A 13,593-nucleotide genomic window follows, 5' to 3' on the forward strand; every position below is an offset into this window, starting at 1 on the left:
TCACTTTAGATAGGCGAATTCTTTCTTTATTTTGAACAGGCTGATAGTAAGAGAAATTGTTGCCGTTATTGTTAGCTCAACGAAAGCAAATTGAAAAAAGAGCATTTCTGAGAATCTAATTGCAACAAACAGAGTAAGTGAATGAAGGGATAGAAAATCCCTTTAGATTTTCAAAATTTTTAATAAACACGGAGTATTACTATGGGAGCGCGCTACTTTGCCCTGATTAGCGGTATTGTATATATATTACTTGGTATTTTCGGCTTTATACCAGGTATGGTGGCAACGCCCGGTACTGGTGGACCTGAAGTTCTTTTTAAGGCTGGATATGGTTATCTGCTAGAAGCATTCCCCATCAATTTTCTCCATAACATTGTGCATATAGCTGTCGGTATTTGGGGATTGGTTTCGTACCGCAACTACATCAGAGCACGGACTTATGGACGCGGTTTGGCAATCTTTTATGGAGTGCTGGCAATTATGGGATTGTTGCCATATTTCAATACGGTGTTTGGCCTAATTCCGATCTTTGGTAACAATGTTTGGCTCCATGCGATCACAGCAGCGATCGCCGCCTATTTTGGATTTAAACCACCCACTGCGGCAGAACTGCGAGAGCACGAACGCGAAGTGGTAACTGGTCGCTCACGTAACCGCTTGTAACTTGTAATAGGGGTATCGCGGTTAACTAGAAAATTAACAATCCATCAACCCTACTCTATAGTGAGTGGGGTTTATTATTGAATTGATTTCGCCTCGATACAAGCCAGCCCCTTGATTGGCTTGACAAGTTGACTAGAGACGCGGGTTGTTTTCTGAATAGCCAACCGTTTTGAAGATACGCGCTTGGAGGGCACGAATAATTAGCAGTCCTCCCAGAACAGCCAAAAATCCACAAATAGCCCAAAGCTGACCACTAGGGATTTCTACAATGCCTCGTAAGATGACTTCTCGCAAGGCGGAGACAATTGACACTTCGACAGCCACACCAACCGAGATACGACGTTCCTGGAGGTAGATGATTAATAGTCGGAATAATTCAACCAAAATCAATAGAAATAAAATATCGGAGGTGACTGCTTGAAACTGAAGGGGATGCATGAGGGAGAAGAATAATTCCCCCATCCGGATGAGCATGATACTAAACATACCAATGCACAGTAGTATCACAATCAAGTCCTGGACAGTTTCAAGGTAATGAACAATCTGTTCTCGACTTACTAGCGTTTTCCAGTGACTAGGTGAGTTATTCCAGATTTTAAACATCTGCTGTTCTTCCTCCAGGAGTCAATTGTTCCTGTGGTGATTTTAGCTACGATCTTTAGGCTTGCTTTTTCGTCAAGTGTTTCCAAGCAGAATCAAGGGCGTGTTTGACGCGATCGCCTGCTCGATGTGCTGATTCCTGAAAACTTTCCCACTCCGCAAGCAAAAACTGTGTAGCTTGTTGCAGGATGTTTTTGTCGTGCTTGCCAGAAGCTTCTAGCTCGTCATGCACTTCTTTAATCTTCACTCGCACTACTTCTGGCTTATCCTGGGGTGAAACTATGGATTTGAGGCGATCGCTCATTGTTTTCACCAAGTTTCTCACCTGCTGCGACTTCTCGCTAATAAAGCCTTTGAGTCCCTCTGATTCACTCTTCAGGCGCTCTTTTGCTCCTTCTCGCACTACTACCGCTTCTGCGTCAATTACTTCCACATCTTCTGGATACAGCACTGCCCGTTCACCAAAAGAAGTGGCAATATCTCCACCCAAGATATAGGCAGCAATGTCACCAGTTTCCCAATCAAAGAGAAAATCTTCTATCCATCCCAAAGAGTCAGACATTGGGGAGCGGACTGGCAATTGGTACAAACGATGGAGATTTGTAGGTTGAGACACAACAGTAGAGCTGTAAGTTAATACCGCATCAGGACCAATTACAGACACTTGCTCCAGGGGTGTATATCCTTGGCTTCCGCTTAAGTAAGTTACCCGTCCTCTATCATCTATCCAAACCTCTTCTACAGCGTCAAATCGAGTTGCACTACCACTGTCCATTGTCATTAAACCGAGGATTTGGCTACGACGTACAACATTAATCATGCTTTTATCCTCCTCAAGATTTTTCCGTATACTGCGATCGCTTGCTAGGGATTGGGTAGCTCTTTGGCTTCGAGGCGCGTTCCGCGCCCCAAAGCCTTTACGGACAAAACAAGCTCCCGAAATTACTTGTTTTCCACAAAATCGGCATCAATCACATCATCACCGCTGCGGCCACTGCTAGAAGCAGTACCAGTTGTGCCTCCCGCTTGGGCATAGACGGCACTACCCACTTGCATTAAGGCTTGCTGTAACTCCGAAGTGAGAGACTTGATGCGATCGTAGTTCTCCTGGTTAATCGCATCGCGCAAATCTGCAAGCAGCCTTTCAACTCGACTTTTATCAGCAGCACTTACCTTATCACCCAAGTCTTTGAGTTGTTTCTCGGCTTGATAAGTCAGTGAATCTGCGTTATTCTTAGTATCGATTTGCTCACGGCGTCTACGGTCTTCCTCAGCGTGAGCTTCAGCATCCCGCACCATGCGTTCTACATCTCGCTTGTCGAGGGTGGAAGCACCCGTGATCGAAATTGACTGCTGCTTACCTGTCGCCTTATCTCTCGCAGTCACAGAGAGAATGCCGTTAGCGTCGATGTCGAAGGTAACTTCGATTTGCGGTACACCTCGCGGAGCTGGAGGAATTCCATCGAGGCGGAAAGTACCTAAGCTCTTGTTGTCTTTTGCCAATTCCCGCTCACCCTGGAGGACGTGAATTTCCACGTTTGTCTGTCCATCCGCCGCTGTGGAGAAAATTTCGGATTTTTTCACAGGGATGGTGGTGTTGCGAGAAATAATCTTGGTCATCACGCCACCAAGGGTTTCCACACCCAAAGACAAGGGCGTCACATCCAGCAGCAAGATATCTTTCACTTCACCTGACAGAACGCCCGCTTGAATAGCAGCACCAACGGCTACGACTTCATCGGGGTTAACGCCTTGACAAGGTTCTTTACCTGTCATCTGCCGCACTAATTGTTGCACAGCAGGAATGCGAGTAGAACCACCTACCAGTACTACCTCGTCAATGTCACTGGTGGAGAGTTTAGCGTCATTGAGAGCTTGTTGCACTGGCTTGCGACAGCGGTCTAGGAGATCTGAACACATCTCCTCAAATTTAGCCCGCGTCAAAGTCATATCCAGGTGTTTGGGCCCTTCTTGAGTGGCAGTGATGAAAGGCAGGTTGATATTAGTTTGGGTAGCACTGGAAAGCTCAATTTTAGCTTTCTCAGCTGCTTCGGTTAGACGTTGCAAAGCTTGCCTATCTTTACGCAGGTCAATACCTTCGTTACGCTTAAACTCATCAGCCAGCCAATCAACAATCTTTTTATCAAAATCGTCACCACCTAGGTGGGTGTCGCCGCTAGTAGCTTTGACTTCAAAGACACCATCACCCACTTCCAAAATGGAAACATCGAATGTCCCACCACCAAGGTCAAAGACCAAGATAGTTTCGTTAGTTTTTTTATCTAGACCGTAGGCAAGGGCTGCGGCTGTGGGTTCGTTGATGATGCGAAGGACTTCTAAACCTGCAATTTTTCCAGCGTCTTTGGTGGCTTGTCGCTGGGAGTCATTGAAGTAAGCAGGAACTGTAATTACCGCTTGGGTAACTTTTTCTCCCAAATATTTACTAGCGTCGTCTGCCAGCTTCCGCAGAACTTGAGCAGAAATTTCTTCAGGAGCAAATTGTTGACCTGTACCAGGGCAGTTGAGTTTGACATTGCCATTACTGTCACGCAGGATTTTATAGGAGACCTCCGTAGCTTCATGGGTAACTTCGTCATATTTGCGCCCAATGAAGCGTTTGACTGAATAAAAAGTATTTTCCGGGTTCATGACTGCTTGACGTCTGGCAATTTGACCTACCAAGCGATCGCCCGCCTTTGTATAAGCGACAACGGAGGGAGTAACGCGCTGTCCTTCAGCGTTAGGAATAACAACGGGTTGTCCTCCTTCCATGACAGCAACGCAAGAGTTTGTCGTTCCTAAGTCAATTCCAACTACTTTTGCCATAACACTTTCCTCTTCAATAGGGGTGCAGAGGTATAGGGTAAAGGAAAGGTTAAAGGGTAAAGGGAAAAGGAATTTTTTACCTTTATTCACATCTTGCACTAGTTGTAAAAGTCCGGAGGCAGAGCCTCCAAACCCTCGTTATCAGGTTCAACCTGGTAACGACAGAGTCTCTGGCTTTTTATAGAGAATGGTGCAAGATCTCAGTTTACCTCTTCGCCTTTGACGCCAGTTGCTCGAATGGAGTGGAGCCGGAGACGCTCCGGCTCCGGAGAACTTCCAACGGCGCAACGGCTCCCCTTTCCCCGACTTCTCAACAAGTCCAATTAACCAACATTAACCTTGACAACTTTATGCTTTTCTTCTTCAGCTTTCGGCAAGGTTAAGTTGAGAATGCCATTTTTGTATTCAGCATGCACTTTATCGTTTTGAATGTGGGAAGGTAAGGGAATCACCCTTTGGAATCTGCCATAGCGGAACTCAGAGCGAGTTACACCATCGTGTTCGGTTTTGGTTTGGGACTGACGCTCACCGCTAATAGAAACAGATTCGGCGGTTACTTCTACATTTATATCTTTTGGTTCTAGACCGGGTACTTCCAGTTTCAAGTGAATCGCGTCATCGGTTTCTTCCATTTCGGCGGCAGGAACAAAGGATAATCCCATGCTTTCACCGCCATCAGTAGTCATCAAACTGTCAAACAGGCGATTCATTTGCCGCTGTAAGGTTTCAACTTCCCGGAAAGGTTCCCAACGTTCAAGTCCCCGGAAAGGTTCCCAACGCATAATTGCCATAGCTATCACCTCTAAGAATCAATCTTTTTTCTTAGGAGGCTCAATCTCAAGCTTCCTGGCTCTTATTAAGATAAGTATATTTTTTGTAATAGAGCTTTAATTTCAGGAAGCTCAATCTCAAGCTTCCTAGCTAACACATTAGCATTAGGATTAAAGTTGACTAGGTTCGGTTTTATAGCCAAGGGCGATCGCAATCTCCGTACTATCTTCCAAGTTTTACTTTTTGTTACAAATTCAGTAGCTTTTAACAAAAAACAGCCGCTTCGATCAAAAACTCAGCAAAATTTTGTGCGTTACCCATCCTAATGCAACACTAAGCGAAGAAATCATCACTAAAATCCAGAATATTTGCGTTGGAGTGAATCCAACTGAATCCATTACATTCACAGCCCTTACTAAAGCCAAATCCAAAGCAAAACCAAAAGCCCAAACACAAGCTACAGCAAAAGCCCAAGCGTATGCTCCCGAGGAAATCAAAACTCCTACCAGGATAAAAACTGTACCGAATGTCAAAGCCAACACCCCACCCCAAACATCAAATCCAGCCTGGGCAGAAAATCTACTAGTCCCAGCCAAAGCAAAAATTCCAACCGCAGCTACGGCTACAGCCAACCTGGGCAAATCATCTGTAAACAGACTCCAACCAATTACGCCGTAAATGAGTACTATTAGAGTTAGGCAAAACCAAGGAAGCCTATTTACGGTTGATTGCATTGTTACGCTTTGCATCTGATACCCCCTGCGATCGCAGTTCTATTAAGAAATACAATTTGAACAACCTAATCGGCTGTAACATCAAGCCACCACTAGAACTTTTACTAAAGCCGGACTAATTTAGGCTAACAATCCACTGTCAACTTAAACTCTAGAAAACCTATTGCTACCCTGAGCCTATCCTGAGAGTGAATTAACTATTGCGTTCATCTTACTCAAGGGGTAGACATAAATCTGATTGGATGCCGATAAATTTCCCATTTCATCGCCTACAGGTAGAGACGCGCCATGGCGCGTCTCTACATTCCTAAAATCTCTATCTAAAGGCATAGTTTCAATGACATTCTAAGTTGCACAGATAATCATAACTACTTTCTCCTCTGTAACAGAAGCTATGTTTAGGAATAGTTGCACATATCATTTTCACTCTTGAGAAAATGGTGTTATCCCTCTTTAAGTAGTTGAAAAATTCTTTCTAAATAAAAATAAAATTTATCTACAAGCCTTATTCAAATTATTGCTAAAAATTAGTACATATTTTCATGAATATGTAACGAATTTAGTAACCTAATAATAGGAATTTAGTTGGTTTGATAACGCTACGACTTGTGAAAATTTGTACTTAACTATCAAGCAATAATACTTACTGAATAACAATTTGTGACCAAAAAGGCTCTTTATTTAAGCCTACTTTTTAGGAGTTTAATTATGCGGATTGCTCAAGTTGCCCCATTATGGGAGAGAGTTCCGCCTCCAGCTTATGGCGGTACTGAATTAGTAGTGGGGCTGCTAACCGATGAACTTGTTCGACGCGGACATTCTGTTACATTATTTGCATCGGGAGATTCTATCACTCTTGCTAAACTGGAATCCGTTTATCCCCGTGCCATACGACTCGACCCCAATGTCAAGGAGTACAACGTTTATGAGATACTGCAATTAGGTCGGGTGTACGAGCAGGCACACAAGTTTGACATCATTCACTCCCATATGGGCTATGCTGCACTGGCTTACGCTAATTTAGTAAAAACGCCTACAGTACATACATTACACGGTATTTTTACACCTGATAGCGAAAAACTGTTTGCATATGCAAAACATCAACCTTACGTTAGTATTTCCAATGCTCAGCGGGAACCAAGGTTGGGACTAAATTACGTTGCGACGGTTTACAATGCCATTGATGTTAATAGCCATCGATTTTATGCTTTACCAGATAACCCGCCCTACCTGGCGTTTCTGGGTCGAATGTCACCAGAAAAGGGACCGCATTTAGCGATCGCCATTGCTAAGCAAGTGGGTTTACCTTTGAAGATGGCGGGTAAGGTAGATGTGGCTGATATCAACTTTTTTGAACAAAAAGTCAAGCCTCAAATTGATGGCAAGCAAGTAGAGTATCTTGGTGAAGCAGACCACAATCAAAAAAATGCCCTGCTAGGTGGTGCGATCGCCACTTTATTTCCCATTATCTGGCGCGAACCCTTTGGCTTGGTGATGATTGAATCAATGGCTGCGGGTACGCCAGTTATTGCCACAAAATTTGGATCTGCACCAGAAGTGATTGCCCACGGCAAGACAGGCTTTTTGTGCAACAGTGTCCAAGAGTGTGTCAGTGCTGTCAGTCAGGTTAGTGAGTTAGATCGCTACACCTGCCGTGCATATGTGACGGAACGTTTCAGCGTTAAGCAGATGACAGATAGCTATGAGGCAGTTTATTGCCAAGTTCTGGCGACAAGGAACCTTGTTTCTGACAGTGCCATTGCAGAGGTGAGGAAATAACTACTTGATAGGTGTGGATTTCCTCACTGACAAAGTGGAATGTTGCGATCAATTTATATAGATAGAGGCAGTTAAATTCAATCTGGATGTTTTAACACAAGTGAACGGTTCAACTCACTACAAAGTATCCGTTTATGTAGATGGTTTCTCCACTCAATAGCCAAGTGTCCTTTCGCAGAGGAGGTGACATTTTATGGCATTGATTCGTTGGCAACCCTTTCAAGAGATAGAAATGCTGCGTCGTCAATTTGACGATCTATTTAGTGAGTTTAATGAGTTAACTGGCTTTAGTCGTGAGTCCAGAAGGACTTGGATTCCTGCAATTGAACTCCGAGAAACTGATGAAAGCCTAATTTTGCGGGCAGAACTTCCAGGGGTAGAAGGCAAAGACTTGAATATCCAAGCTAGTCGAGAATCTGTTTTAATCTCTGGAGAACATCACTATGACTCCAAAGCGGAAGATCAAGGTTACTTCCGCTCAGAGTTCCACTACGGCAGATTCGAGCGTCAGATTCCGCTACCAATGCCAATTCAACCCGATAAAGTACAGGCTGAGTTTAAGAATGGTATCTTGACACTCATGCTGGCGAAAGCGGAAGAAGTTCGACGCAGAGTTGTCAAAATTAACGTGACTGAGGGAAATGGTCATCAAGCCATTGCTGGAACAGAATCTGCTAAGACCGTTGATGTTACTAGCGAACCGGTCGCTAGTTAGCATTAGCAACTGTCTCTAACTGTGTCTGAAAATTGGCTGACTTAGACTAGCCTCATGGAGAAAGGCGATTAAACATTGCGATCGCCTTTCTCCAATTTTTATTTAATCTTGACATATGCAGTTTTTTCTAATCTAAGTATTATCATGCATGATGTCAGTTTTATGTAGCATTTATTAATGAACATATATCAATTTCCAAAGGATTTTTGCTGGGGTGTTGCTACCGCTGCTTATCAAATAGAAGGAGCAGTAAATGAGGGAGGGCGTAAACCCAGCGTCTGGGATACCTTTAGCGCTACACCCGGACGGGTTGTAGGTGGCGATACTGGTGCTATTGCTTGCGATCACTACCACCGTTATGAAACGGATGTGCGACTGATGGCAGAATTAGGTATCAAGCACTATCGTTTTAGCATTGCATGGCCCCGGATCGTTCCCGATGGTCGCGGCACTGTGAATGAAGAGGGTGTTGATTTTTACAAGCGCTTGGTGGATTGCTTGCACGACCACAATATTACTCCCCACGCAACCTTATTTCACTGGGACAGCCCCCAAGCGTTGGAAGATTTATATGGTTCCTGGCAAAGTCGGCAAATGGCTTTTGATTTTGCTGAATATGTTACTGCTGTTGTGAGTCGATTGGGCGATCGCATTACCCACTGGATGACACTCAATGAAATTTCCTGCTTTACCCATATGGGTTATGACGTAGAAGCTGACTCTCCCCATGCCCCAGGCAAACGTGTCAATAGTAAAAAGGAAGTGTGGCAAACTTCTCACCACGCCTTACTTGCTCACGGATTAGGATGCCAAGCCATTCGCGCTGCTTCACCCGTTCCTTGCCAAGTTGCTTTGGTAGATAACTTCGGCGTTACAGTTCCAATTAACGAGTCCCCCGCCCATATCGCCGCGGCAAAGAAAGCTTTTCATACTTGTACACAAAATGGAGGTATTATTTTCCCCGCCCTTACAGGTAACTATAGTCCGGTGATGCTTGAGGAATTAGGAGAAAATGCTCCTGATATCCAATCTGGCGACTTAGAAATAATTCATCAGCCCCTAGACGCTATTGGTCTTAATATTTACACTGGTACTTATGTTCGTGCTGTTGATAACGAAAAGGGATATGAGTTTCTCAACCTTCCCAAAGGTTATCCGCGAATGCATATGCCTTGGCTAAATATTGTCCCTGAGAGCATTTACTGGGGCATTCGTCATATCAGCGAGACGTTGGGACGTAACGATCTACCAGTATTTATTACCGAAAATGGTTGTGCGGCAGAAGATGAAGTCACTGCTAATGGTGAAGTAATTGATACTGACCGCATTATGTACTTACGCCAGTATCTGAAATCGGCTCATCGGGCTATTAGTGAAGGCTACCTTTTGAAAGGGTATTTTCTTTGGAGTTTCATGGATAACTTTGAGTGGGCTTGGGGATATTCCCGGCGTTTTGGAATTATCTATGTAGATTACAGTACTCAACAACGCATTCCCAAAGCTAGCTTTGAATGGTATGCAGAGTCTATCCGTCAAAACAGTGTCGTTTGAGCTTTGTGTCTCTGTGTCTTAGTGGTGAAAAAGAAAATTTTTTCACCACTAAGACACAAAGACACCAAGAGGTTTTACTCGCTTTTACAAAGGTGATTTAGGTCGATTTGGAGATGATTCTGCTGGAAGTGTGCGAATTTGCTGAGCTGTAGCTGCTAACCTCTGATTTTTTCTTGTTTAATTAAGGGTACGCTATGTTGCCTCATGATTACAATAAGTAAGTATTTGTGTAAATTTATATTAGTTATAATTAATAAAGTTTCTGAATTTACAAATATCGGTAACAAATTATCGCTGAAACCAAATCCCGTAATGTTTTAGATTACAATTTAGTCAGAGATAATATTGTTTTCCCTACTCTCTTGTTTAAGAGTGTTATCACTATTATTGAGTGAGTTAACCAGGTACTGGCTGGAAGTGCGATCGCTGCTTGTTTGAAGTTATCAAAAATTATGTTTAAACAAGATTTTTGTTAATTTTGGGTTGAACCAGTTTGCAAGTTAAGTGCTTGTTTATGAAGCCAAATCTGATGAAATAAAGTAGGTTTGGGCGTAATTTTAGATTTGCTAAATCTTAAAAACAAACGGTTTATTGTCTTCACTGTTTATACCATATTTAACATCATCCAATTGGCGTAAATTTGGATAGAAAACAGGTATAAAGTTCATTTGTTTATGCTATAAAACCGTACAATTATTGTGAAGAATTAAGACAGCGACAGATATAAAACATTACCATTGATAGTATGTTTTAAGTGAAAGTTTAAATTGGTTATTGTCTCTCTTTATCTGGGAAACTCAGCGAAATACAAAGGAGACATTGATGAAGGTTGGTATTCCAAAGGAAGTCTACCCTGGCGAATGTCGCGTGGCAGCTACGCCAGATACAGCCAAGCATCTGCTGAAGCTTGGTTTTGATGTGCTGATTGAGTCTGGTGCGGGTGAAAGCGCAAACTTTGCAAATGATGGTTACACACACGCCGGATGCAAGATTGTTCCAGATGCTCCCACTCTATGGGCAGAGGCGGATATTGTACTCAAGGTTCGTCCACCGCAGATGCATCCAGAACTTGGCAAGCATGAAGCCGAACTTCTTGATGAGGGGAACAGGCTGATTGGCTTTATCTGGCCAGCCCAAAATCCGGATTTGCTCGACAAACTGGCTGCACGTAAGGCTACTGTGCTGGCAATGGATGCAGTGCCGCGCATCACCAGGGCACAAAAGCTGGATGCCTTGAGTTCAATGGCAAATCTCGCTGGCTACCGCGCTGTGATTGAGGCTGCGAACCATTTTGGACGCTTTTTTAGCGGGCAGATTACGGCAGCTGGAAAAGTGCCGCCAGCGAAGGTAATGGTAATCGGTGCAGGTGTAGCTGGACTGGCAGCGATCGGTACTGCTAAAAGCTTGGGTGCAATTGTCCGCGCTTTTGATACCCGTCTTGTGGTGAAAGAACAGGTGCAGAGTCTGGGTGCAGAGTTTCTTGAACTCGATTTTCCAGAGGACGGCACGGGTGAAGGCGGCTACGCCAAGGTGATGAGTGACGAATTTATTAAGGCTGAGATGGAACTGTTCGCCGCTCAGGCTAAAGAGGTTGACATCATTATTACAACGGCGCTCATCCCTGGTAAAAAAGCACCTGTGCTGATTACTCAGGAAATGGTTGAGAGTATGAAGGAGGGATCGGTTATTGTCGATCTGGCTGCCGAACAAGGTGGTAATTGTGCGTGTACTCATCCTGATGAAGTTTACCGTTACAAGGGCGTGACAATCATCGGTTTGACTGACTTTCCCAGCCGCATGGCTCAGCAGGCAAGCCAGCTTTATGGTACTAATATTTACCATCTCCTCGAAGAAATGGGTGGAGGTAATAATTTTAAGGTCGATCTACAAGATGAAGTTGTCCGGGGTGCCCTGGTAGTTCATGCTGGGGAAATTACATGGCCTCCACCAAAGCCTGAGAAGAAAGCAGAGGAGCAACAGAAGCAGCCATCCTCTACTCCCCCAATCTCCCCAACTCCCCAACTCCCTATCTCCCCATCTCCAGTTCCCGGTGCTTCAGAATCGAAAAGTAGGGCTGACCTATGGCTGCTCCTTATTGGTTTAGCCTTATTTGGTATTGGTATAACTGCACCTCCTTCGTTTCTGTCTCACTTGATTGTGTTTGTCCTAGCTTGTTTCGTTGGCTGGCAAGTGATTTGGAACGTGAAACCTGCTTTGCACACACCACTGATGAGTGTCACCAATGCGATTAGCGGCATCATTATTATTGGCGGTATGCTGCAAATCTCTGGGGGATTGAGTTCATCGACTACTATTCTTGGTGCGATCGCCATCTTGGTCGGAACCATTAATATTTCTGGTGGCTTCCTAGTCACCCAACGCATGCTCAGAATGTTCCAAAAGTGAAGGAAACTATGTCTAATAACCTACTGACTGTGGCGTATATTGTGGCTAGTGCCTTATTCATTCTCAGCCTCGGGGGACTATCCGATCAGGAGACTGCTCGCAAAGGCAATATTTACGGCATCATTGGCATGGTTATCGCCTTTGTTGCTACTGCGCTTTCGCTAGATTTGACAGCATACGGCACTTTGGCGTCAGTTGTCATCCCAGGAGCGATGATCGGTGCAATCGTCGCCTCTCGCGTGGCGATGACTTCAATGCCGGAAATGGTGGCTATGCTGCATAGCTTTGTTGGTGTTGCAGCAGTTTTGGTGGGTATTGCCAATTATCTCCAACAGTCGCGATCGCTCATCGGCATTGAGTCCACAATCCACCAAATTGAAATTTTTGTGGGTGTGTTCATCGGTGCTGTTACTTTCACAGGTTCGATAATTGCCTTTGGTAAACTGCGGGGCATTATCAGCAGCAAACCTCTACTTCTGCCAGCGCGTCACTTCCTCAACTTGAGCATGATAGCAGCTTCACTATGGCTGGGTTCTCAGTTCTTAGCAGCAGAAAACCTTAGCGGACTGCAACCGCTATTAATTATGTCTGCGATCGCCTCAGTTTTAGGTATTCATCTCGTGATGGCGATCGGCGGTGCTGATATGCCGGTGGTAATTTCAATGCTCAACAGTTACTCTGGTTGGGCTGCTGCTGCTGCTGGCTTTATGCTTTCAAACGATTTGCTGATCATTACCGGGGCGTTGGTGGGTAGTAGCGGTGCCATCCTCAGCTATATTATGTGCAAGGCGATGAATCGTTCCTTCATCAGCGTGATTCTAGGTGGCTTTGGTGCAGAGACAAATGGCGCAACAGCAGCGCAAAGCGCCGAACAACCTGGAGGTGAAGTCACCGCCACGACGATTGAGGATACTGTCGAACTTCTCCAACGTGCTAAGAGTGTTGTCATCGTTCCTGGTTACGGCATGGCAGTAGCTAGAGCCCAGCACGCTGTATCGGAACTTGCGAAATTACTGCGCGATCGCGGCGTCCAAGTTCGCTTTGGCATCCATCCGGTAGCCGGCCGTATGCCCGGACACATGAACGTCCTCTTGGCTGAGGCAAATGTGCCCTACGACATTGTACTAGAAATGGATGAGATTAATGAGGATTTCTCAAAAACTGATGTAGTGCTGGTGATTGGTGCTAACGACACAGTTAACCCCAGTGCGTTAGAAAATCCCAATAGCCCCATTGCTGGGATGCCTGTAATGGAGGTTTGGAAAGCTGGTACTGTGGTGGTGATGAAGCGCAGTATGGCTAGTGGCTACGCTGGTGTTGAGAATCCCCTGTTTTATAAGAGCAACACCCACATGCTATTTGGCGATGCTAAGAAAAATCTTGATGCGATCGTCGGAAAAGTTGCCCTGCTGAGTGAGGAAAGTGTAGACTTGCGCCAACCAACAAAAGTCGCATTTTCCACTTAATCAAGTTTTCTTTGTGTCTTTGTGGTTCATTATTAACCACAAAGACACCAAGTCAAATCATAACCCACCTTGACCAATACCC

Annotated in this window: 11 protein-coding genes; 6 read left to right on the forward strand and 5 right to left on the reverse strand. The window is 44.7% G+C overall.

Annotated elements, in window-relative coordinates:
* Positions 1-201: 201 nt before the first annotated feature.
* Positions 202-663: a DUF4383 domain-containing protein gene (locus tag FIS9605_RS0128145; RefSeq protein WP_026735562.1), complete on the forward strand. Its 462-nt coding sequence runs from the start codon at positions 202-204 to the stop codon at positions 661-663.
* Positions 664-795: 132 nt separating this feature from the next.
* On the opposite strand, the gene FIS9605_RS0128150 is transcribed toward FIS9605_RS0128145, so the two are convergent.
* The 5 genes from FIS9605_RS0128150 to FIS9605_RS38455 form a co-directional block, all read right to left on the reverse strand.
* Positions 796-1,266: a phosphate-starvation-inducible PsiE family protein gene (locus tag FIS9605_RS0128150; RefSeq protein WP_026735563.1), complete on the reverse strand. Its 471-nt coding sequence runs from the start codon at positions 1,264-1,266 to the stop codon at positions 796-798.
* Positions 1,267-1,321: 55 nt separating this feature from the next.
* Positions 1,322-2,083 (reverse strand): PRC-barrel domain-containing protein, encoded by a 762-nt coding sequence (locus FIS9605_RS0128155; protein WP_026735564.1) that lies wholly within the window; start codon positions 2,081-2,083, stop codon positions 1,322-1,324.
* A 122-nt stretch (positions 2,084-2,205) separates the two neighbouring features.
* A complete protein-coding gene (gene dnaK, locus FIS9605_RS0128160) occupies positions 2,206-4,089 on the reverse strand; it encodes a molecular chaperone DnaK (RefSeq protein ID WP_026735565.1) in 1,884 nt (627 codons plus the stop codon).
* A 323-nt stretch (positions 4,090-4,412) separates the two neighbouring features.
* Positions 4,413-4,880 (reverse strand): Hsp20/alpha crystallin family protein, encoded by a 468-nt coding sequence (locus tag FIS9605_RS0128165; RefSeq protein WP_026735566.1) that lies wholly within the window; start codon positions 4,878-4,880, stop codon positions 4,413-4,415.
* Between the two features lie 267 nt (positions 4,881-5,147).
* On the reverse strand, positions 5,148-5,609 hold the full coding sequence (locus FIS9605_RS38455) for a hypothetical protein (protein ID WP_155960553.1): 462 nt from the start codon (positions 5,607-5,609) through the stop codon (positions 5,148-5,150).
* Positions 5,610-6,302: 693 nt separating this feature from the next.
* On the opposite strand from FIS9605_RS38455, the gene FIS9605_RS38460 reads away from it, so the two are divergent.
* From FIS9605_RS38460 to pntB, 5 genes are all read left to right on the forward strand, one after another.
* The gene (locus tag FIS9605_RS38460; RefSeq protein WP_035140292.1) at positions 6,303-7,373 is read left to right on the forward strand and encodes a glycosyltransferase family 4 protein; all 1,071 of its coding nucleotides are present in this window, start codon (positions 6,303-6,305) and stop codon (positions 7,371-7,373) included.
* Positions 7,374-7,566: 193 nt separating this feature from the next.
* Complete coding sequence (locus FIS9605_RS0128180; protein ID WP_026735567.1) at positions 7,567-8,088, forward strand: Hsp20/alpha crystallin family protein; 522 nt, start codon at positions 7,567-7,569, stop codon at positions 8,086-8,088.
* Positions 8,089-8,265: 177 nt separating this feature from the next.
* Complete coding sequence (locus FIS9605_RS0128185; RefSeq protein ID WP_026735568.1) at positions 8,266-9,639, forward strand: GH1 family beta-glucosidase; 1,374 nt, start codon at positions 8,266-8,268, stop codon at positions 9,637-9,639.
* A gap of 822 nt (positions 9,640-10,461) precedes the next feature.
* A complete protein-coding gene (pntA, locus tag FIS9605_RS0128190; protein WP_026735569.1) occupies positions 10,462-12,045 on the forward strand; it encodes a Re/Si-specific NAD(P)(+) transhydrogenase subunit alpha in 1,584 nt (527 codons plus the stop codon).
* Between the two features lie 8 nt (positions 12,046-12,053).
* Positions 12,054-13,511: a Re/Si-specific NAD(P)(+) transhydrogenase subunit beta gene (gene pntB / locus FIS9605_RS0128195; protein ID WP_026735570.1), complete on the forward strand. Its 1,458-nt coding sequence runs from the start codon at positions 12,054-12,056 to the stop codon at positions 13,509-13,511.
* The last annotated feature ends 82 nt before the right edge of the window (positions 13,512-13,593 follow it).

It is taken from the genome of Fischerella sp. PCC 9605, assembly GCF_000517105.1.
Classification (GTDB): Bacteria; Cyanobacteriota; Cyanobacteriia; order Cyanobacteriales; family Nostocaceae; genus PCC9605.